Origin of the sequence: Enterobacter cloacae complex sp. 309I3 (genome assembly GCF_050031595.1) — a bacterium.
In the GTDB taxonomy this organism is placed as follows: domain Bacteria; phylum Pseudomonadota; class Gammaproteobacteria; order Enterobacterales; family Enterobacteriaceae; genus Enterobacter; species Enterobacter cloacae.
The window spans coordinates 1,543,329-1,562,615 of sequence record NZ_JBLGWI010000001.1 but is presented as its reverse complement, the minus strand read 5'-3'; the positions used below and the strand labels follow the sequence as shown (position 1 = coordinate 1,562,615).

Sequence of the window (19,287 nt, the reverse complement as noted above, 5' to 3'; positions counted from 1 at the left end):
TGCAAACGCACCGTCAGGGTGCGCATCGCCGGGCGGCGCGAACGCTTGCCCGGCCTACGGGTTGTGTCGGCCCGGTAAGCGATAGCGCCACCGGGCAACGTTACCAAACGCCGTTATTTCCCGCTTTTCACCTTGGTCCACGCACGGGTACGTACGCGGTCAATTTTTGGATCCTGAACTTTCAGGGTGAAGAGCTTGGCAAACACATCCGCTGGCGGATAGATAGCCGGATTATTACGGATCTCTTCGCTAATCAGTGGCAAGGAGGCCTTGTTACCGTTGGCGTAGTAGACATGGTCGCTGATATGGGCAATCACTTCCGGACGCATCAGGTAGTTAAGGAACTGATACGCTTCATCTTTGTTTTTCGCATCGGCAGGCATGGCGAAGACATCAAAGAAGGCCAGCGCCCCCTCTTTCGGAATGAAGTAGGAGACATTCACGCCGTTTTTCGCCTCTTTCGCACGGTTAGCCGCCTGCCAGACGTCCCCTGCCCAGCCAATTGCCACGCAGATATCGCCGTTAGCCAGGTCGTTAATATACTGTGAAGAGTGGAAGTAACGGATATTCGGACGCAGCTTCAGCAGCAGATCGGTCGCCGGGCCGGTGTAGTCATCCGCCTTGTTGCTGTTCGGATCTTTGCCAAGATAGTTCAGCACGGTGGCGAAAATCTCTTCCGGGGCATCCAGGAAGGAGACGCCGCAGCTTTTCAGCTTCGCGAGGTTCTCCGGCTTCAGCACCACGTCCCAGCTGTCCAGCTTGACGTCCGGGCCCAGCGCCGCTTTGACTTTATCCACATTGTAGCCAATACCGGTGGTCGCCCACAGATACGGCATGGCGTATTTGTTCTCCGGGTCATGCTTAGAGACCAGCTTCAGCACTTCCGGGTCGAGGTTTTTCCAGTTTGGTAACTTGCTCTTGTCCAGCGGCTGGAAAACGCCTGCGGTCAGCTGACGCTCCAGGAAACTTGCGGACGGTACCACCAGGTCAAAACCGGTGCTGCCTGCCATCAGTTTGCCTTCCAGCACTTCGTTGGAATCAAACACGTCGTAGACCACTTTAATGCCGGTCTCTTTTTCAAAATTAGCCACCGTGTCCGGAGCAATATAGTCAGACCAGTTATAAACATGCAGCGTTTTTTGTTCCGCAGCGAGCGTGCCGGCAGAGACGGCCATCAGAGCACCCGCAACCAGACCCGATAACCATTTTTTATTCAAGGCGATCATAGTGTTATTCCTTCTGAAAGCTCGTTAACAAACGAACTAAAACTGTGCAATCTGGATATATGCAAAAATCATGCATAGTTTGTCGCTCTGCTCAAAATAAAAAGAAACCTCTTTACCCGGCAGGATCCGCTCGCTTTTTTAAGCATCGCAAGAATAACTGTAGCCCGTGTCTCCGGCTATAGCCCAGACGAAAAAACGCCTTTTATCAATTTTTTATGCAGGTTATGTCTACGTGATAAGCCGAAATGGCCTTTGAGGAGGTGAAAAATTCTTTAAAGAAAGGTTAAAAGCAGCAGAATAAATGGCGTTATGCAGCCGCTCTGGCAGCGACTGCGCAAAAGTCAGACAGGCTTAGTGAAGAAAATTGGGAGATGCATCATTATTCTCTGCATCGTCTTCCGCGCTGTACAGCAGATGGTGTGCATTGGCTTCCATCATTACCATCGAAATTTGCTCTTCACTCAAACGCATAAACCAGGCGAACTGCTTGAAGGAGAGCCCCGCGCCGGAGAACAAAGACTGGCAAACGACCAGTTTTGGCAGATTATCATCCTGTATATCGAGGAATGCTTTCACCGTCAAAGAACTGGCGTTGATCGCAGAGAGGTCAGAGGCCAGCGCCAGCAGCGCAGACGGCTTAACTTCTGCCAGCGCAGAGAAGAGGATCACGTCGTTAATGAGATCGATTTTGGCATCAAAAATGCCGTCGAAATTCTGCATGTGAGGCAGATGCAGCGCCTGGCAGGAATCACATTCAAAGAAGGTGATACCGGCATCATCAAGCCATTGACGTAACGTATCCAGTGTTGGAACGACCTGTAAATCCATCGCGGTGGAGCCTCTTTAGTAAAAACTTCGCATAGGGTACTCAAAAAGTGCGCGGTAATCCATTTAACCACCCGTTTTAAGACAGTAGCCCGGCGTGGCATGACGCTCAATCCATGCAATCATTTTACCTGCAATATCGACACCGGTGGTTTTTTCTACCCCTTCCAGCCCGGGCGAGGCATTCACTTCCATTACCAGCGGCCCGCGCGTCGCCCGCAGAAGGTCTACGCCTGCCACGTCCAGCCCCAGCGTTTGCGCCGCTTTCACGGCAATCTCCCGCTCGCGCTCGCTGATATCAGCAACCCGCGCAACGCCGCCCCGGTGGAGGTTGGAGCGAAAATCGCCCTCTTTCGCCTGACGCTCAATGGCCGCCACCACCTCATTGCCCACCACGAAACAGCGGATATCGCGCCCTTTGGCCTCTTCAATGTACTCCTGCACCAGAATGTGCGCATTCAGGCCGCGGAAGGCGTCAATCACGCTCTCTGCCGCCTGTCGCGTCTCTGCCAGCACCACGCCAATACCCTGTGTGCCTTCCACCAGCTTTATGACCAGCGGCGCGCCGCCCACCATGTCGATCAGATCGCTGGTGTCGTCCGGGGAGTGAGCGATGCCGGTGACCGGAAGATCGATACCCTGGCGGGCGAGCAGCTGCAGCGAGCGCAGCTTATCCCGGGCACGGGAAATGGCGACAGATTCGTTGAGAGGATAGCTGCCCAGCATTTCAAACTGGCGCAGCGCGGCCGTACCGTAATAGGTGATCTGCGAGCCGATGCGGGGGATCACCGCATCAAAATGCGGTAGCTTGCGGCCTATGTAATGGATCGAGGAAGCAGCAGGGTCAATGTTCATATAGCAGGACATCGGATCGAGGATCTCAATCTGATGTCCGCGTTTTGCCGCCGCTTCTCGCAGGCGTTTGCATGAATAGAGCGTTCCATCCCGGGACAAAATGGCAATTTTCACCCTGCACCTCTCTAAAGACATGGGAAAAGCCTGCGTATCATACCGAATGGACTAGCGCGTCGCCCAGCCCTGTTTATGCAGATAATCGAGAATAAACGGGCGATTTTCTTTAATGATGGTACGGCGGATGTGGTCGCTCCAGGTATCGCGGCGGTTATTGCTGCCGCGCGTCATGTAGTAGTGCGCCAGCTCCTCGTCATACTGCGCCAGCACGTCGTTGTCGACCGGCTGGTAGTGGTTTTCATGGACCAGCATCGCCGCAGGCAGGCGCGGCTTGAGATCCGGGTTGTCAGCCGGCCAGCCGAGGCAGAGACCGAACAGGGGCAGGACGTGCTTCGGCAGCTTCAGCAGTTCGGTTACGCTTTCAATATTGTTACGCAGCCCGCCGATATACACGCCGCCTAATCCCAGCGATTCCGCCGCCGTAAAGGCGTTTTGCGCCATCAGCGCGGTATCGACCACACCCAGCAGCAGCTGTTCTGCCAGCCCCAGCTCGGCTTCAGGGCAAATTTGCAGGTGACGGTTAAAGTCAGCGCAGAATACCCAGAACTCGGCGGCCTGGGCTACATGCTTCTGCCCGCCCGTGAGCGTCACCAGCTGCTCGCGCATGGCCTTGTCGGTAATGCGAATAATCGAACTGCACTGCAGAAAGCTGGAGCTCGAGGTGGCTCTGGCGCTGTCGATGATGGCCTCACGCTGCGCCTCGGTAATGGGCTCATCGGTGAAGTGGCGGATAGAACGGTGGGAACGGAGCAGGTCAATTGTTGGCGTCATTGTCTCTCTCTTTGTCTTGCTTAATACGTGTGGCAGCCAGTATAGGCAATGATGCGCGGCATGTAATTGGCGAAACATAGCTCAAGGGTATTAAAGCGACAGGCGAAACCTACTTTAATGACGGCAGGTTATCGTGCACTATACGTGTCATTCGCCGTCAGGCTTGTTTTTTGAGGAGAGAGAAATGTTTGCAGTAATTTTTGGTCGTCCAGGATGCCCTTACTGTGTGCGCGCAAAAGAGCTGGCTGAAAAACTGACTGAAGAGCGTGATGACTTTAACTTCCGCTATGTGGATATCCACGCAGAAGGCATCACCAAAGCCGATCTGGAAAAAACCGTGGGTAAACCGGTTGAAACCGTACCGCAGATCTTCCTCGATCAGAAACACATTGGCGGCTGCACCGATTTTGAAGCTTACGCTAAAGAACATTTGGGTCTGTTTGCCGCTCAGTAATCACTAAGCAAACCCCGCGCCCTGACGTGGGGTTTTATCTATTTGCCAGTCATTGCTTTTTCACTTCACCCATTAGAATTGAACCATATGATGCATGGATTAGCCTGTTAATCCAGCGCGCGTCTAGCGTTTTGCCCTACGATAAATAATGCAATTCATTGATATTAATGCCGATTGTAGGCCGGGTAAGCGCAGCGCCACCCGGCAAGAAAGACGGCTTAAGGGCATTGGGCGCACTACGCGGGATGCTGTCAGTCACGACTGGAAAAGGTAGGTATGGACTGGAATACCGGGCAATCCGTACACAGTACCGTATTTGACGACAATATCTGCGGCAACGGCGTTCTCATTCTTTTTTATTATGTAACCGTTGATGCCGTATCAGAGTGCGAAGAAACAGGAAAAATAGCGCACCGAGCGCGCACCAGAATACGCCGCTCAGCAGCCAGGCCAGCTCCTGCCAGAGGCTTCGCGTGGACACGAAAAGCAACCGCATCAGCACAAGGCACAGCGGTGCCGCCAGCATTGCCCCTAACAGCGGCTTAACAACCTCGCCTTCACGCGAGAGAAAACTCGCGGCCACGCCAGGCAGAATGAAAAAGAGCAGTCCCAGTTCCGGATGCCCGGAGGCTCTGAATGCCCCCTTAACATTAAACGCTAATGACATACAGACAACGGTGAACAGTAAGAAACAGCTTATCGCCCCTGCCCATTTTCCTTTAATGTTCAAATTATCCTCCTGACTTCTCTATCAAATAAAGTTTCGTCGCGTGGACACCCGATCGGATAAAGTTATGCGGCAATCCTTGCCAAAACCCGCATACGGTTATGCGATAATGAGTAGCCGTTGGTAGCTAATGCGATTAAACTATCCAGCTGCTATTGTCTTAGGGAATTTTTTTGGCCGCAGGGAGTGTAGAAGTATTCCCTGACACTGAAAACAGTAGCCCAAAATGTCCTTTCATTCAACAACTTACTGGTAAACAAGAAGTTAGCCTCCGTGAATATAAACGTCGCAGACTTGTTAAATGGGAATTACATCCTGTTATTATTTGTGGTACTGGCGCTGGGCCTTTGCCTGGGTAAATTGCGCCTGGGCTCAGTACAACTTGGTAATTCCATTGGCGTTTTAGTCGTCTCCTTATTATTAGGTCAGCAGCATTTCAGCATTAACACAGACGCGCTTAACTTAGGTTTTATGCTGTTTATTTTTTGTGTTGGTGTGGAAGCGGGTCCTAACTTTTTTTCCATTTTCTTCCGCGACGGCAAAAATTATCTGATGCTGGCGCTGGTGATGGTCGGCAGTGCGCTGCTGATCGCGTTAGGGCTGGGTAAACTGTTTGGCTGGGATATCGGGTTAACGGCCGGTATGCTGGCAGGCTCCATGACCTCGACGCCGGTTCTGGTGGGTGCAGGCGATACCCTGCGCCATTCCGGTATGGCCGGGGCACAGCTTTCTACCGCACTCGATCACCTGAGCCTGGGCTATGCCCTGACCTATCTCATTGGTCTGGTGAGCCTGATTGTGGGCGCGCGCTACCTGCCGAAACTGCAGCATCAGGATCTGCAGACCAGCGCCCAGCAAATCGCCCGCGAGCGTGGTCTGGACACGGACTCCAAACGAAAAGTTTATCTTCCGGTGATCCGCGCCTACCGCGTCGGACCTGAGCTGGTCGCCTGGGCGGACGGTAAAAATCTGCGCGAACTGGGGATTTACCGCCAGACAGGTTGCTATATCGAACGTATCCGCCGTAACGGCATTCTGGCGAACCCGGACGGCGATGCGGTACTGCAGATGGGCGACGACATCGCGCTGGTGGGTTACCCGGATGCCCACGCGCGGCTGGACCCAAGCTTCCGTAACGGTAAAGAGGTATTCGACCGCGACCTGCTCGACATGCGTATCGTCACCGAAGAGATTGTGGTGAAAAACCACAACGCCGTCGGCCGTCGTCTGGCGCAACTGAAACTGACCGACCACGGATGCTTCCTGAACCGCGTGATCCGCAGCCAGATTGAGATGCCTATCGACGATAATGTCGTCCTGAATAAAGGTGACGTATTGCAGGTCAGCGGCGACGCACGCCGCGTGAAAACCGTCGCCGACCGCATCGGCTTTATCTCCATTCACAGCCAGGTCACCGACCTGCTGGCCTTCTGCGCCTTCTTTATTGTTGGCCTGATGATTGGGATGATCACTTTCCAGTTCAGCAACTTTAGCTTTGGCATCGGTAACGCTGCCGGGCTGCTGTTTGCCGGTATCATGCTGGGCTTCCTGCGAGCGAACCATCCAACCTTCGGCTACATTCCGCAGGGCGCACTGAACATGGTGAAAGAGTTCGGTCTGATGGTCTTTATGGCGGGTGTCGGCTTAAGCGCCGGTAGCGGCATTGGCCACAGCCTGGGCGCAGTCGGCTGGCAAATGTTGGTTTCCGGACTTATCGTCAGCCTGGTGCCGGTGGTGATCTGTTTCCTGTTCGGCGCCTACGTGCTGCGCATGAACCGCGCCCTGCTCTTCGGGGCAATGATGGGTGCGCGTACCTGTGCGCCAGCCATGGAAATCATCAGCGATACCGCTCGCAGCAACATCCCGGCGCTGGGCTATGCGGGCACCTACGCTATCGCGAACGTACTGCTTACGCTGGCAGGTACGCTGATCATCATCATCTGGCCTGGACTCGGATAACTCCTAAGTTTGCGCGTGGTTGAAAAAAATTTCGTTACGCGCAGAACTTTTTTATCAGGGGGCAGTCATAACTAGTGCCACTGCTTTTCTTTGATGTCCCCAATTTGTGGAGCCCATCAACCCCGCCGTTTTGGTTCAAGGTTGATGGGTTTTTTGTTGCCTGAAATTCTATGACTCTTAAAATCAGCTACTTACAATCACGTTTTCTGATATCAGAAGATTTCGAAAAATCCGTCTGATCAAAATCAGCATCCCATTTAATTTTTTTGTCCCTTCCTCATGAAAAATCATCGCCCCCTGCCAGCAAAAGAATAAAATCAGTAAAAAGATCAGCAAGGAAAGCCGCATGTTCGTTTTTTATCCCGAGAGAATCTACAGCAGAACGGAAGTGATGAGCAAACCATCACCAGTTCCGCCAGTAAATGGCATCTACTTCTGGTGGTTTAAGGAAATTCCTCCAGGTGTACCGACAGAGGGGTGCGTTACCTCTGACGGCTACACGCTGTTGTATGTAGGTATCTCACCCGACCAGCGAGGGAAACCTAACAGCCGTTCGAACTTAAGGAAACGCATCAACACGCACTATAGCGGCAATGCCGCTGGCTCAACGCTCAGGCGCACGCTGGGTGTGTTATTGAGTAGTTCAAGTGGCTTTCCGCTGCGCCGTGTGGGATCTGGATCCAGAATGACATTTACTCATCCTGGCGAGCAGTGGCTTGATGTCTGGATGGAAAAGAATGCCAGGGTTCACTGGATACCTGTCGAAGCGCCCTGGGAGATTGAGGATAAACTGATCGCATCTATTCCCCTTCCATTAAACATTCAGGGGAATGCTCATGAATTTAAAATTACGCTTTCGGAAATGCGGAGGCTGGCTGCTGCCGAGGCAAGATTGATGGAGATTGCTGATGAAAGGGGTTTAAAAGGAGATTAGCAGTACAGTGACTGTTGCTGTAACACTGCGCCAGCAGGCCTGTATTAGTAGGCTAATTGCTCCTGCTTTCTTTTAGAGTTTGGTCTGGCCTGAAATCGCATCGAGCGAACGGACGAGCGTGCCGGACTTGTCCGCTGGTGGTCAGGACAACAATTAGCAGAACCAGTTCATTGCGTGGAAGATTGCTGCATCGGCATCCTCGCTGGCGCAGACCATGCCCACAATGACGGTGATCTCCGTGGTAATGGATCGGGTGTCTTCGTTTATTCGACTACGCGCCCCCCACGGTGGTAATTCTGAGCCATATAACGAAACTCCTAAAGAAGAGTTTCGCTATGATTCATTTATATGGAATGTAAATAATCGAGGCCATATTGTCTGAGTTATGATACAAAGTAATCGTTGAAGGGATAACGATACGATGAGAGTAAGTAATGGTTTTTAGTGAGATTGCCGTTCTATCATGTCAAATAGTGGCGTCTTTGCTGATGGGATGTGATTATTTCATGCCGTCCAAATGGAGAGGTAAGATCAATCAATCGCTTTCTGAATATTTCTCCCGTTTAAGGGATAATGTTGACAGAGATATCTCCATGAGATTTAAAGAAATATTCGCACAATTACAAATAATATTCTTTTGTTTATCTCTGCTAGCAATTGCCGTTGCAATATATTACTTTAGAGTTTTTTTGTTTGAAAACTTAACACCCATGCTATATCTGTGCATCACAATAATTTCAATTTTATGCGCCGCCATAGCTTTACATTATATCATAGGTCATACAGTAAAATTGCTCGTCACTTTAGGCATTGGGGGAATATTATTCAGAAGCATCTCTGTCTTCTTGCTTAAAACAGAAAAAGGTCCACTTGCCGGAACAGGATTTCTTATGTTGCTTGTATCATTCATAATGCGTTACATGAATATCACTCACATCTAAACGCAACGAAACAGCAATGACCATGCGCTATGCTAATCTGGCACTTGATCACATCGAAACAACCTTTCGTATTATTCTGCTAGCAACAGTGGTTACTGACGATTCAAGGGCACATGAAGTGTATTTTTAAAGCCAGAAACGTATTCTATTCTTACTTAACGAGATTCCCTGTCATGAAAGACCTGCTACAGCAAGGACATAAACTTCGTTCAAAGGCAAAAGAATTAGCGATATCTGTTCTTCAAAAACATCCAGACGGAAACAAGAATGGTAAGGGCGTAAAACAAGCCGATGTGTTTCGACTTTGTGGCCTGGATTGGGGTAATTACCCAAAAGCCCTGAGTACACAGCAACAGTACTGGGTTGTAGCCCTACTGCGCGAATTAGAAGCTGATGGATTAGTAGAGCAAGTGGAAGATAAAGGCCCCTGGCGATTGAAGTAATACCGTCTGATAAAGGTGACGATAGCGGTTGGTAACACATCGTAATCGCCACCTTTAAGCATTTAACTAACCTATTGTTTGCATTACAAATAATTATTTTCACTAACCCATTACATAAATTTTTTTTTGTTCCCTCAAATTTTATGCTCCATCATCCCCCCTCTTCCCTCCCCCGCATCAAACATATATGATTAAACAAATATGTATCAACTACCCGCAGGGTTCAACCATGCTCCACCCGCTCCAGCTTTTCAAAACCCTCTCCGACGAAACGCGGCTCTCCATCGTCATGCTTCTGCGTGAAGCCGGTGAGCTGTGCGTCTGCGATCTCTGTTCCGCAACCACGGAGTCACAGCCGAAAGTCTCGCGCCATATGGCCTTACTTCGCGAGTCCGGGCTGGTTATCGACCGTCGTGAGGGGAAGTGGGTCTATTACCGTTTGTCTCCGAACATGCCTGCGTGGGCAGCTACCGTCATCGATAACAGCTGGAACTGCCTGCGGGAAGAAACGCGTGCAAGGCTAAAGAATAGCCTTCCAGGGACGTGTTAAATACATTCATTAAAACAGATATAACGGGGTAAGCGATGTTTCTGGCAGGGGCAATTTTTCTGTTTACGCTGGTACTGGTCATCTGGCAGCCCAAAGGGCTCAGTATCGGCTGGAGCGCGACGATTAGCGCAGTGCTGGCGCTGGCCAGCGGCGTGATCCACCTTAACGATATTCCGGTGGTGTGGAATATCGTCTGGAATGCCACGGCGACGTTTATCGCCGTTATTATCATCAGCCTGCTGCTGGATGAGTCCGGCTTTTTCGAGTGGGCGGCGCTGCATGTCGCCCGCTGGGGAAACGGTCGGGGGCGTTTGCTCTTTACTTATATCGTGCTGCTGGGTGCGGCCGTTGCGGCGCTGTTTGCCAATGACGGTGCAGCGTTGATCCTGACACCTATCGTCATCGCCATGCTGCTGGCGCTGGGGTTCAGCAAGCAGGCCACGCTGGCGTTTGTGATGGCGGCAGGTTTTATCGCCGATACCGCCAGCCTGCCGCTGATTGTCTCGAACCTGGTCAACATTGTGTCGGCAGACTTCTTTAAGCTGGGGTTCAGCGAATACGCCTCGGTGATGATCCCGGTTGATATCGCCGCGATTGCTGCCACGCTAGTGATGCTGCATCTGTTCTTTCGCAAGGAAATTCCACCGGAATATGATCTTGCGAAACTCCGGGAGCCCGCCCGGGCCATTCACGATCTCCCGACGTTCAGAACAGGCTGGATAGTGCTACTGCTTCTTCTCGTCGGCTTCTTTGTGCTTGAGCCTCTCGGCATTCCGGTCAGCGCCATTGCAACAGCTGGCGCGCTGATTTTATTCGCCGTTGCAAAACGCGGACACGCGATTAATACCGGAAAAGTGCTGCGCGGCGCACCGTGGCAGATCGTCATCTTCTCACTGGGGATGTATCTGGTGGTCTACGGTTTGCGTAACGCCGGGTTAACCGAATACCTTTCAGGCGTGCTGAATGCGCTGTCCACCCACGGTTTATGGGTGACTACTCTGGGAACCGGGTTCATCACCGCCTTCCTGTCATCCATAATGAACAATATGCCCACGGTGCTGATTGGCGCGCTCTCTATTGATGGCAGCACGGCAACAGGATTAATTAAAGAAGCGATGATTTACGCCAACGTGATTGGTTGCGATCTGGGGCCAAAAATCACGCCTATCGGTAGTCTCGCCACCCTGCTCTGGCTCCACGTGCTGGCGCAAAAAAACATGACCATTACCTGGGGCTACTATTTCCGGACGGGCATCATCATGACGCTGCCGGTTCTGTTTGTGACGCTCGCCGCGCTGGCGTTACGTCTCTCCTTCACACTGTAATGAGCCACTGATATGACCAACATCACCATTTACCACAATCCCGCCTGCGGCACCTCGCGCAACACGCTGGAGATGATCCGCAACAGCGGCACCGAGCCAGAGATCATTCTCTATCTGGAAAATCCGCCGTCACGCGATGAACTGATCAAACTGATTGCCGACATGGGCATTTCGGTGCGGGCACTGCTGCGTACAAACGTGGAGCCCTATGAGCAACTGGGCCTGGCAGAAGATACATTCACTGACGACCAGCTTATCGGTTTTATGCTGCAACACCCGATCCTGATTAACCGTCCGATTGTGGTGACGCCGCTGGGCACCTGCCTGTGCCGCCCATCTGAATTGGTCCTCGATATTCTGCCGGATGCGCAGAAAGGGGCATTTACGAAAGAGGACGGTGAAGCCGTCGTGGATGCCAGCGGGAAAAAAATCACCCAGAAATAGAGCCGGGCCTGCAGGCTAGCGGTCCCCCTCGCCTGCAATCCTTCCCACCATCGCCCGGATCTCCTCACGCGTGAGCGGCGCTCTGTCGGTGACAAAGTGCAGCGTCATTCCTTCGATAAAGGCGTCCAGCGCGCGGGTGGTGACCGGGTCAAACCACTGCTCAAGCGTCGTCTGGCTCATCTGCATCCAGTCCTGCATTACCGTTTTCAGCGCCGCGCTGCGGTGCATAAAAGTGTAGAGCTGGTACATCAGCGCCATGTTGTGCGGCGTCGTCACCTGCGAGCTGTGGATCAGCGTGGTGATGGATTCACACGCCATCTCCGGGCTGGTTACCCCCGCGAAGAAATCACGGTATTGCTGCGACATCTGCCGGGTAAACCACGTGAAAGCCTCTTCCAGCAGCGACTCCATGCCCTCAAAATAGTAGGTCATCGACCCCAGCGGAACCCCGGCACAACTGGCGATTTTACGGTGCGTGACGGCATGGATACCGTGCTCAGCAATGGTGTCCAGCGTCGCCTGCAGGATCTTCTCCCGGCGATGCGGGTCGTTTGGTGGTCTGCTCATACATGCCTCATCTGATTTGTGTACAAATGTACACAAACTTGCTAGTGTTGTCGCTATTGTTGTGCTTCTGGTGCTTATCTCAATGACTCTGACCTCATCCCGTAAGGCCCTGCGGTTGCGCATGTGGGCGCTTTTTATGTTCTTCTTTATTCCGGGTCTGCTGATGGCGTCCTGGGCCACGCGTACCCCGGCAATCCGCGACATTTTGTCGGTCTCCACCGCGGAGATGGGCATTGTGCTGTTTGGCCTGTCGATAGGCTCAATGAGCGGTATTCTCTGCTCGGCGTGGCTGGTGAAGCGCTTTGGTACCCGGGCGGTGATCCGCACCACCATGTGCTGCGCAATACTCGGAATGCTGGTGCTCAGCGTGGCGCTGTGGTATGCCTCGCCGGTCATGTTTGCCCTGGGTCTGCTGATCTTTGGCGGCAGCTTTGGCGCGGCGGAAGTGGCCATTAACGTTGAAGGGGCTGCGGTCGAGCGCGAGATGAATAAAACCGTGCTGCCAATGATGCATGGCTTTTACAGCCTTGGCACGCTGGCCGGTGCGGGCGTGGGCATGGCGCTGACGGCCTCCGGCGTGAGCGCGAATCTGCATATCCTGCTGGCCGCGCTGATCTCTGTTGTGCCGGTGCTGACCGGTATCCGCGCCATTCCGGACGGCACGGGCAAGAACACCGCTGATGAACACAAAACGGCGGAAAAAGGGCTGCCGTTCTACCGTGATTTCCAGCTGATGCTGATCGGCGTGGTGGTGCTGGCGATGGCGTTTGCCGAAGGCTCCGCCAACGACTGGCTGCCGCTGCTGATGGTAGACGGACATGGGTTTAGCCCGACCTCTGGCTCGCTGATCTACGCCGGGTTTACGCTGGGGATGACCGTCGGACGCTTTACCGGCGGCTGGTTTATTGACCGCTACAGCCGCGTGGCGGTGGTGCGCGCCAGCGCCCTGCTCGGCGGGCTGGGCATTGCGATGATCATCTTCGTGGATGTGGACTGGATTGCCGGCGTATCGGTGATCCTCTGGGGCCTGGGTGCCTCACTTGGCTTCCCGTTAACCATCTCCGCCGCCAGCGATACCGGCCCGGACGCCCCGACGCGCGTCAGCGTGGTGGCAACCACAGGCTATCTGGCCTTCCTGGTCGGGCCGCCGCTGCTGGGCTTCCTGGGTGAGCACTACGGGCTGCGCAGCGCCATGCTGGTGGTATTAGGGTTGGTCATGATTGCGGCGCTGGTGGCGCGTGCCGTGGCGAAGCCGGAAAAAGAACAAACGACACTGGAGAAGGGATATGAGCGTTAAACTGATTGCAGTCGACATGGATGGCACCTTCCTGAGCGACGCGAAAACCTACAATCGCGAACGTTTTCTGGCGCAGTATGCGCGCATGAAGGAGCAAGGTATTCGCTTTGTGGTGGCCAGCGGTAACCAGTATTACCAGCTGATCTCCTTCTTCCCGGAGATTGCGCATGAGATTGCGTTTGTCGCCGAAAACGGCGGCTGGGTGGTCAGCGCCGGAGAAGATGTTTTTAACGGTGAACTGTCGAAAACGCACTTCGACACCGTTGCTGCCGTGCTAAACGACGTTCCCGGCATTGAGATTATCGCCTGCGGCAAAGGCAGTGCCTATACGCTCAAAGCCTATGACGATGAGTTCAAAGCTATCGCCGCGAAGTACTATCATCGCCTCGAAATGGTAAGTGATTTCGACAACCTGAACGATATTTTCTTCAAGTTCGGACTCAACGTTTCTGATGATGAAATCCCGCGCATTCAGGCCATGCTGCACGAAAAACTCAACGACATAATGGTGCCCGTCACGACCGGCCACGGCAGTATTGACCTGATTATCCCCGGCGTGCATAAAGCCAACGGCCTGCGGATCCTGCAACAGCGCTGGGGCATTGACGACAGCGAGGTGGTGGCTTTCGGTGACAGCGGGAACGATGTGGAGATGCTGCGCCAGTCAGGCTTCAGCTTTGCGATGGCGAATGCCAGGCCGCATATTAAAGCAGCGGCCCGCTTTGAAGCGCCGCATAATAACGAGGAAGGCGTACTGGATGTGATTGATAAAGTGCTCAACAGGGAAGCACCGTTTAATTAACACGTGCGCTCTGGTGCCCTCACCCTGCCCCTCTCCCACCGGGAGAGGGAATAAGAATTATGGCTGCATGGCGTTCCCGACGCGTTTGTCTTTCAGGAACATCACCATCAGGATAACCCACAGCACGCCGTTGGCGAGGTTAAACAGGCTGAACAGACCGTTGCCGCCGAGCGCATAAGCGTGCTTGCTCACCTCGATCCCGACGGTAAAAATCAGCATCTGCAGCATCCCCATCGCCGCCGAAACGGTGCCTTTACTCATCTCGCTGGCAAACAGCGTCAGACGCACCAGCCCGGCATTCGCCACGCCAATACCGAAGGCGTAAATACTCAACCCCGCCGTCATCCACAGATAGGCATGAGATGATACCACCGTCGCCACCGCGGCCACGGTAAGGCCCGCCGCAATCGGCCAGCCGCCCATGATGATGAGCGAGCGCACCGTGCGTCGTGATGTCAGACGCGCCAGCACCAGGTTACCGATAATCAGTGCGCCAAAAATCGGCACCTGCAGCAGCCCGTACTCGTAGCTGCTGAGCTGTTCACCGCTGATGATAATGACCGGTGACTGGGCGATCCACGCCAGTAGCGGCAGGCTAACAAAGCCCGTCGCCAGCGCGCCTGCCACAAAGCGGCCGTTTTTCAGCACTGCTTTATAATCCCGTCCCAGCTCTTTCAGCGACAGCGTCTCACCCAGTCGGGTGGCCGTTTCCGGCATTGCGCGGTGCAGGCCAAAGAACGCGATGGCGGCCAGCACGGCGAAGAGCACAAACATGCCTTCCCACGGTGCCACATGCACCCACGCGGCGCCTACCAGCGGCCCCAGCAACGGAGCAATCAGCGCCACGTTCGCCATCAGCGCGGTGATTTTGATACACACCGCCTCCTCAAAGGACTCCTGAATGGCGGCATACCCCACGGCACCGATAAAGCACAGGCTTACCCCCTGCAGGAAACGCAGCAGGGTGAACTGTTCAATGTTTTGCGCCAGCAGCGTGGCGAGACAGGTCACGATAAACCACACCACGCCCGTCAGCATCACCGGACGGCGGCCAATACGATCCGACAGCGGCCCTAACAGCCACTGTAAAAACATGCCGCCAGCCAGATAGGCGGTCATAGAGGTCGGCACCCATTCAATACCTGCGTTGTATTGCGCCACCACGGCCAGCATGCCGGGCTGAATCATATCGTTGCCGATATAGGTAGAGAACTCGTAAAGCACCAGACACAGAGGGAAAAGTAACGCCTGACGACCCAGACGCGTACCCGAAGAAGAACGGTTTAACATGCAATCTCTTTATGATGAAAAAATCGCGATGAGTGTAATGAATTGCCGCTGTCTGAGATAGCAAATTATCCAGAAGAAACAGAAATAAAGCATTTATCGTCGTTGTTTAAGGTTTCCTTAAGTTGACACCAATATGATAGCCATATTTCACGCTGCCAACCAACTCTATGACCCGCATATCCCCTCGTTCAGAATTGTCTAAGTTACAGACAAATAAGACAAAACAACTTTACCGCCTGCCTGTGCGCTTTTATGGTTATCAGCTTTTAGTGCTGATCGCCCTTGCCGTGGTGTTTACCTGGCTTTCTCGCGGCGAAACGCTTGATAAATGGATCACTGGCTTTTGGTATGACGCGGCAACACACCGTTTCCCGCTGCAGAAAAACCCGCTGCTGGATCTACTGAACCACCGGCTGGCGAAGTACATCGCCATTGCCATGGCGGTGGGTGCGTTGTTTTACGGTGCCTGGAAGCGCAATGCGAGACTGGTCACCGCCGCACTGCTGATGGGGCTTGGCACGCTGGTGGTTGGCGTGTTGAAAAGCCTGAGCCATCACAGCTGCCCGTGGGATCTGGTGGAGTATGGCGGTAAGGCCGTCTCTTACCCCCTGTTCAGTTCCGCTCCGGCAGACAGCGGCCCTGGCCGCTGCTTCCCCGGCGGCCATGCGTCCAGCGGCTTTATGGTGATGGGTCTGTTCTTTGCCTTCTGGCGCGAGCGCCCGCGTCTCGCCTGGAGCTTTGTGGCCTTCGGCGTGGTGTTAGGTCTGGCGATGGGCTTTGGTCAGGTCATGCGCGGGGCGCATTTTTTCTCTCACAACCTGTGGGCTGGGTGGTGGGTCTGGTTTTCCCAGGTAGCGGTCTACGGCCTCGTTTCTGCCTGGTTTGCTAAAGAGTAAAAACGCTATGTTAGAGAATCTGAATTACCAGCTGTTTTATCTGATCAACGCCACCCCGGCCTCGCCTGAGTGGATGATCGATTTGGCCACTTTCCTGGCAAAAGATCTGATCAGTATTGTGCCTGTGCTGGCGGCTATCCTCTGGCTGTGGGGACCGCGCAGCCAGGTCAACGCGCAGCGTCAGCTGGTGATCAAAGTAGCGATGACGCTCGGGGTCAGCGTGCTGGTCAGCTATGTTCTGGGTCTCGCCTTCCCGCACGATCGTCCTTTTGTCGAACACGTCGGCTATACCTTCCTGCACCACGCGCCGGATGACTCGTTCCCAAGCGATCACGGTACGGTGATCTTTGCTTTTGCGCTGGCCTTCCTGTTCTGGCATCGCCTGTGGTCAGGTGCGCTGCTGATGGCCATTGCGGTCGCCATTGCCTGGTCTCGCGTGTATCTGGGCGTACACTGGCCGCTGGATATGGTAGGCGGCTTCCTGGTGGGGCTGATCGGCTGCGTCAGCGCGGCGATCCTGTGGAACCTCTTCGGGCTGGCGCTGTATCGCGGACTCTCGTCTCTCTATCGCACCCTTTTCGCTATCCCGATCCGCAAAGGCTGGATACGTGACTAACCCCGGTATGACAGGTTACACTTGAGCCCCCGCCCTGCGGGGGCTCACTTTTTCATCCTGAGGATCTATGGAAACACGCCGCGATGACCGCATAGCTCAGTTGATACAGGCGCTGAAGCGTAGTGATAAGCTTCATCTTAAGGAAGCCGCTACCCTCCTCGGCGTTTCAGAGATGACCATTCGCCGTGACCTGAACAGCGAGAGCGCGCCCGTCGTGCTGCTGGGCGGCTATATTGTGCTGGAGCCACGTAGCGCCAGTCATTATCTGATCAGCGATCAAAAGACACGCCTGGTTGAAGAGAAACGCAAAGCCGCCCGTCTGGCGGCCTCTCTGGTACAACCGCACCAGACGCTGTTTTTTGACTGCGGCACCACCACGCCGTGGATAATCGAAGCCATCGACAGCAGCATCCCCTTTACCGCCGTGTGCTACTCGCTGAACACCTTCCTGGCCCTTCAGGAGAAACCCGAGTGCCGGGTGATCCTCTGCGGCGGTGAGTTCCACGCCAGCAACGCCATTTTTAAGCCGCTCAATCTTCAGGACACGCTCAGCAATTTGTGTCCGGATATCGCGTTTTACTCCGCGGCGGGCGTGAGTACCCGTCAGGGGGCGACCTGTTTTAACCTGGAAGAGCTGCCGGTAAAACACTGGGCATTAAGCGCCGCGCAGTACCATGTGCTGGTGGTGGATCACAGCAAGTTCGGCAAGGTGCGTCCGGCACGGATGGGCGAGCTGGCACAGTTCAATGCCATCGTCAGCGATTGCCGCCCGGATGAAGAATACGTGACCTACGCGAAGGCGCAGCAGGTGAAGTTAATGTATTGAGAGGGGTGCGGTCTGATGCCCTCACCCCGGCCCTCTCCCACTGGGAGAGGGTGAAAAGCTGGAAGACTTAACTAAACCAGCTGCCAAACCAGCTATGGAATTTCATCATCACGAAGTCCCACATCCGGCTGAAGAAGCCGCCCTCTTCGACCGCTTCCATCACAATCAGCGGACGCTGTTCAATCGACTTACCGTTTAACTGGAAATCAATCGTCCCGACCACCTGGCCTTTTTTCAGCGGCGCGGTGAGCTGCGGATCGGTCAGGGTATAGCTCGCTTTCAGGTTTTTCAGCTGACCACGTGGAATGGTCACCGACCCGGCTTCACCGGCCCCCAGGTTCACTTCACTCTTGTCACCAAACCAGACGCGCTGGCTGACGAACGTGGCATCCGGTTTAATCGGCGTCACGGTTTCAAAGAAGCGGAAGCCCCAGGTCAGCAGTTTTTCTGACTCGTTAAAACGAATACGGTCGGTTTTGGTGCCCAACACCACCGAGATCAGACGCATGTCACCCTGGGTCGCGGAGGCCACCAGGTTATAACCCGCCCCGGCCGTGGTGCCGGTTTTCATCCCGTCAACGTTGACGTTGCTGCTCCACAGCAGACGGTTGCGGTTCGGCTGGCGGATTTTATTAAAGGTAAACTCTTTCTCTTTGTGGATGGCATATTCGTCCGGCACATCGTGGATGAGCGCCTTGCCGAGCAGCGCCATATCGCGCGCGGTACTGAACTGGCCCGGCGCATCCAGACCGTGGACGGTTTTAAAGGTGGTGTTGGTCAGACCCAGCTTTTGCGCATAGCCGTTCATCAGGCCAATAAACGAGTCCTGGCTTCCCGCAACATAATCTGCCAGGGCGATACAGGCATCGTTGCCGGACTGGATAATCACCCCTTTATTCAGATCGGAAACGGAAACCTGATCGCCCGGTTTCAGGAACATTACCGATGACCCGCGCAGCGCCGGGTTGCCGGTCGCCCAGGCGTCCTTCCCGATAGTGACCATATCGTCGAGCTTGATCTTACCCGCCTTCAACGCCTGGCCAACCACGTAGCTGGTCATGATTTTGGTCAGGCTGGCCGGGTCGAGTTTCTCATCCGCATTGCCTTCCGCCAGCACTTTACCGCTGGAGTAATCCATCAGGATCCAGGCACGCGCATCTACCGGCGGCGCTTCGGGCGCAGCCTGCTCAGCCGCATAGAGAGTTGGTGCAAACAGGAAAAGGAGCGCGGAGCCTGCCGCCAGGCTGCGCAGAGAAGTCATTTTTCGCGTCATAAATGCCACCCGAGTGTCCATTCAAAAATTACGTCACATCACCGTGTCGCAAGAAGCGATGAGTAATAGCGCACTAAAACGGTTAATGAAACCCAACGAGGGTAAAGTTATTAAAGTTTATGCAATAACATTCAGATACGCTTTGATTA

Annotated in this window: 20 protein-coding genes and 1 pseudogene; 12 read left to right on the top strand and 9 right to left on the bottom strand. The window is 54.0% G+C overall.

The window, feature by feature from the left end; translation table 11 throughout:
* Positions 1-113 precede the first annotated feature (113 nt).
* The 4 genes from potF to nfsA all read right to left on the bottom strand — a co-directional run bounded on the left by potF (position 114) and on the right by nfsA (position 3,794).
* A complete protein-coding gene (potF, locus tag ACQG22_RS07315; RefSeq protein WP_013097372.1) occupies positions 114-1,226 on the bottom strand; it encodes a spermidine/putrescine ABC transporter substrate-binding protein PotF in 1,113 nt (370 codons plus the stop codon).
* 351 nt (positions 1,227-1,577) lie between these two features.
* Positions 1,578-2,054 (bottom strand): YbjN domain-containing protein, encoded by a 477-nt coding sequence (locus tag ACQG22_RS07310; protein ID WP_003858385.1) that lies wholly within the window; start codon positions 2,052-2,054, stop codon positions 1,578-1,580.
* Positions 2,055-2,117: 63 nt separating this feature from the next.
* Positions 2,118-3,020 (bottom strand): 30S ribosomal protein S6--L-glutamate ligase, encoded by a 903-nt coding sequence (gene rimK, locus ACQG22_RS07305; protein ID WP_094915675.1) that lies wholly within the window; start codon positions 3,018-3,020, stop codon positions 2,118-2,120.
* A gap of 51 nt (positions 3,021-3,071) precedes the next feature.
* Entirely contained in the window at positions 3,072-3,794 is a 723-nt protein-coding gene (gene nfsA, locus ACQG22_RS07300) for a nitroreductase NfsA (protein ID WP_020689894.1), read from the bottom strand.
* A gap of 184 nt (positions 3,795-3,978) precedes the next feature.
* Here nfsA and ACQG22_RS07295 point away from each other — a divergent pair, with 184 nt between their 5' ends.
* A complete protein-coding gene (locus tag ACQG22_RS07295; protein WP_006809455.1) occupies positions 3,979-4,248 on the top strand; it encodes a GrxA family glutaredoxin in 270 nt (89 codons plus the stop codon).
* Between the two features lie 346 nt (positions 4,249-4,594).
* On the opposite strand, the gene ACQG22_RS07290 is transcribed toward ACQG22_RS07295, so the two are convergent.
* Positions 4,595-4,978 carry an inner membrane protein YbjM gene (locus tag ACQG22_RS07290; protein WP_013097375.1) on the bottom strand — a complete coding sequence of 128 codons (384 nt, stop codon included), beginning with the start codon at positions 4,976-4,978 and terminating at the stop codon, positions 4,595-4,597.
* 270 nt (positions 4,979-5,248) lie between these two features.
* Between ACQG22_RS07290 and ACQG22_RS07285 the strand changes: the two genes are divergently transcribed.
* Positions 5,249-6,934: an aspartate:alanine antiporter gene (locus ACQG22_RS07285; RefSeq protein ID WP_014169303.1), complete on the top strand. Its 1,686-nt coding sequence runs from the start codon at positions 5,249-5,251 to the stop codon at positions 6,932-6,934.
* Positions 6,935-7,280: 346 nt separating this feature from the next.
* On the top strand, positions 7,281-7,868 hold the full coding sequence (locus tag ACQG22_RS07280; protein ID WP_102751715.1) for a GIY-YIG nuclease family protein: 588 nt from the start codon (positions 7,281-7,283) through the stop codon (positions 7,866-7,868).
* A 78-nt stretch (positions 7,869-7,946) separates the two neighbouring features.
* On the opposite strand, the pseudogene ACQG22_RS07275 reads toward ACQG22_RS07280, so the two are convergent.
* Positions 7,947-8,173, bottom strand: a pseudogene (locus tag ACQG22_RS07275) (phage tail protein); the annotation flags it as partial.
* 809 nt (positions 8,174-8,982) lie between these two features.
* Between ACQG22_RS07275 and ACQG22_RS07270 the strand changes: the two are divergent.
* From ACQG22_RS07270 to arsC, 4 genes are all read left to right on the top strand, one after another.
* Positions 8,983-9,252: a hypothetical protein gene (locus ACQG22_RS07270; protein WP_102751713.1), complete on the top strand. Its 270-nt coding sequence runs from the start codon at positions 8,983-8,985 to the stop codon at positions 9,250-9,252.
* 229 nt (positions 9,253-9,481) lie between these two features.
* Positions 9,482-9,802: a metalloregulator ArsR/SmtB family transcription factor gene (locus ACQG22_RS07265; RefSeq protein WP_029882880.1), complete on the top strand. Its 321-nt coding sequence runs from the start codon at positions 9,482-9,484 to the stop codon at positions 9,800-9,802.
* A 35-nt stretch (positions 9,803-9,837) separates the two neighbouring features.
* On the top strand, positions 9,838-11,127 hold the full coding sequence (locus ACQG22_RS07260) for an arsenic transporter (RefSeq protein ID WP_369706389.1): 1,290 nt from the start codon (positions 9,838-9,840) through the stop codon (positions 11,125-11,127).
* 12 nt (positions 11,128-11,139) lie between these two features.
* Positions 11,140-11,571 carry a glutaredoxin-dependent arsenate reductase gene (gene arsC / locus ACQG22_RS07255; RefSeq protein WP_369706388.1) on the top strand — a complete coding sequence of 144 codons (432 nt, stop codon included), beginning with the start codon at positions 11,140-11,142 and terminating at the stop codon, positions 11,569-11,571.
* Positions 11,572-11,586: 15 nt separating this feature from the next.
* On the opposite strand, the gene ACQG22_RS07250 is transcribed toward arsC, so the two are convergent.
* Positions 11,587-12,138: a TetR/AcrR family transcriptional regulator gene (locus ACQG22_RS07250; protein WP_020689888.1), complete on the bottom strand. Its 552-nt coding sequence runs from the start codon at positions 12,136-12,138 to the stop codon at positions 11,587-11,589.
* 82 nt (positions 12,139-12,220) lie between these two features.
* Between ACQG22_RS07250 and ACQG22_RS07245 the strand changes: the two genes are divergently transcribed.
* Both ACQG22_RS07245 and ACQG22_RS07240 read left to right on the top strand, forming a co-directional pair.
* Positions 12,221-13,435, top strand: coding sequence for an MFS transporter (locus ACQG22_RS07245; protein ID WP_047351944.1), 1,215 nt, complete (start codon positions 12,221-12,223; stop codon positions 13,433-13,435).
* Positions 13,425-14,237, top strand: a complete 813-nt coding sequence (locus ACQG22_RS07240) for a Cof-type HAD-IIB family hydrolase (protein WP_023620241.1) — start codon at positions 13,425-13,427, stop codon at positions 14,235-14,237. The genes ACQG22_RS07245 and ACQG22_RS07240 overlap by 11 nt, the downstream gene beginning before the upstream one ends.
* Positions 14,238-14,294: 57 nt before the next feature.
* Here ACQG22_RS07240 and ACQG22_RS07235 read toward each other — a convergent pair whose 3' ends face one another.
* Complete coding sequence (locus ACQG22_RS07235; RefSeq protein ID WP_369706387.1) at positions 14,295-15,527, bottom strand: MFS transporter; 1,233 nt, start codon at positions 15,525-15,527, stop codon at positions 14,295-14,297.
* Positions 15,528-15,694: 167 nt separating this feature from the next.
* Between ACQG22_RS07235 and ACQG22_RS07230 the strand changes: the two genes are divergently transcribed.
* The 3 genes from ACQG22_RS07230 (at position 15,695) to deoR (ending at position 17,865) form a co-directional block, all read left to right on the top strand.
* Positions 15,695-16,423, top strand: a complete 729-nt coding sequence (locus ACQG22_RS07230) for a phosphatase PAP2 family protein (RefSeq protein WP_029882876.1) — start codon at positions 15,695-15,697, stop codon at positions 16,421-16,423.
* A 7-nt stretch (positions 16,424-16,430) separates the two neighbouring features.
* Positions 16,431-17,039: an undecaprenyl-diphosphate phosphatase gene (gene ybjG / locus ACQG22_RS07225; protein WP_020689884.1), complete on the top strand. Its 609-nt coding sequence runs from the start codon at positions 16,431-16,433 to the stop codon at positions 17,037-17,039.
* A 67-nt stretch (positions 17,040-17,106) separates the two neighbouring features.
* Positions 17,107-17,865: a DNA-binding transcriptional repressor DeoR gene (gene deoR / locus ACQG22_RS07220; protein ID WP_013097425.1), complete on the top strand. Its 759-nt coding sequence runs from the start codon at positions 17,107-17,109 to the stop codon at positions 17,863-17,865.
* 67 nt (positions 17,866-17,932) lie between these two features.
* On the opposite strand, the gene dacC is transcribed toward deoR, so the two are convergent.
* Positions 17,933-19,138: a serine-type D-Ala-D-Ala carboxypeptidase gene (gene dacC / locus ACQG22_RS07215; RefSeq protein ID WP_014831210.1), complete on the bottom strand. Its 1,206-nt coding sequence runs from the start codon at positions 19,136-19,138 to the stop codon at positions 17,933-17,935.
* Positions 19,139-19,287 lie beyond the last annotated feature (149 nt).

Excerpts from the sequence above, each read along its gene's own strand:
- potF (WP_013097372.1), bottom strand. The coding sequence starts at position 1,226 with ATGATCGCCTTGAATAAAAAATGGTTATCGGGTCTGGTTGCGGGTGCT.
- ACQG22_RS07310 (WP_003858385.1), bottom strand. The coding sequence starts at position 2,054 with ATGGATTTACAGGTCGTTCCAACACTGGATACGTTACGTCAATGGCTT.
- nfsA (WP_020689894.1), bottom strand. The coding sequence starts at position 3,794 with ATGACGCCAACAATTGACCTGCTCCGTTCCCACCGTTCTATCCGCCAC.
- ACQG22_RS07295 (WP_006809455.1), top strand. The coding sequence starts at position 3,979 with ATGTTTGCAGTAATTTTTGGTCGTCCAGGATGCCCTTACTGTGTGCGC.
- ACQG22_RS07280 (WP_102751715.1), top strand. The coding sequence starts at position 7,281 with ATGTTCGTTTTTTATCCCGAGAGAATCTACAGCAGAACGGAAGTGATG.
- ACQG22_RS07270 (WP_102751713.1), top strand. The coding sequence starts at position 8,983 with ATGAAAGACCTGCTACAGCAAGGACATAAACTTCGTTCAAAGGCAAAA.
- ACQG22_RS07265 (WP_029882880.1), top strand. The coding sequence starts at position 9,482 with ATGCTCCACCCGCTCCAGCTTTTCAAAACCCTCTCCGACGAAACGCGG.
- ACQG22_RS07260 (WP_369706389.1), top strand. The coding sequence starts at position 9,838 with ATGTTTCTGGCAGGGGCAATTTTTCTGTTTACGCTGGTACTGGTCATC.
- arsC (WP_369706388.1), top strand. The coding sequence starts at position 11,140 with ATGACCAACATCACCATTTACCACAATCCCGCCTGCGGCACCTCGCGC.
- ACQG22_RS07250 (WP_020689888.1), bottom strand. The coding sequence starts at position 12,138 with ATGAGCAGACCACCAAACGACCCGCATCGCCGGGAGAAGATCCTGCAG.
- ACQG22_RS07245 (WP_047351944.1), top strand. The coding sequence starts at position 12,221 with ATGACTCTGACCTCATCCCGTAAGGCCCTGCGGTTGCGCATGTGGGCG.
- ACQG22_RS07240 (WP_023620241.1), top strand. The coding sequence starts at position 13,425 with ATGAGCGTTAAACTGATTGCAGTCGACATGGATGGCACCTTCCTGAGC.
- ACQG22_RS07235 (WP_369706387.1), bottom strand. The coding sequence starts at position 15,527 with ATGTTAAACCGTTCTTCTTCGGGTACGCGTCTGGGTCGTCAGGCGTTA.
- ACQG22_RS07230 (WP_029882876.1), top strand. The coding sequence starts at position 15,695 with ATGACCCGCATATCCCCTCGTTCAGAATTGTCTAAGTTACAGACAAAT.
- ybjG (WP_020689884.1), top strand. The coding sequence starts at position 16,431 with ATGTTAGAGAATCTGAATTACCAGCTGTTTTATCTGATCAACGCCACC.
- deoR (WP_013097425.1), top strand. The coding sequence starts at position 17,107 with ATGGAAACACGCCGCGATGACCGCATAGCTCAGTTGATACAGGCGCTG.
- dacC (WP_014831210.1), bottom strand. The coding sequence starts at position 19,138 with ATGACGCGAAAAATGACTTCTCTGCGCAGCCTGGCGGCAGGCTCCGCG.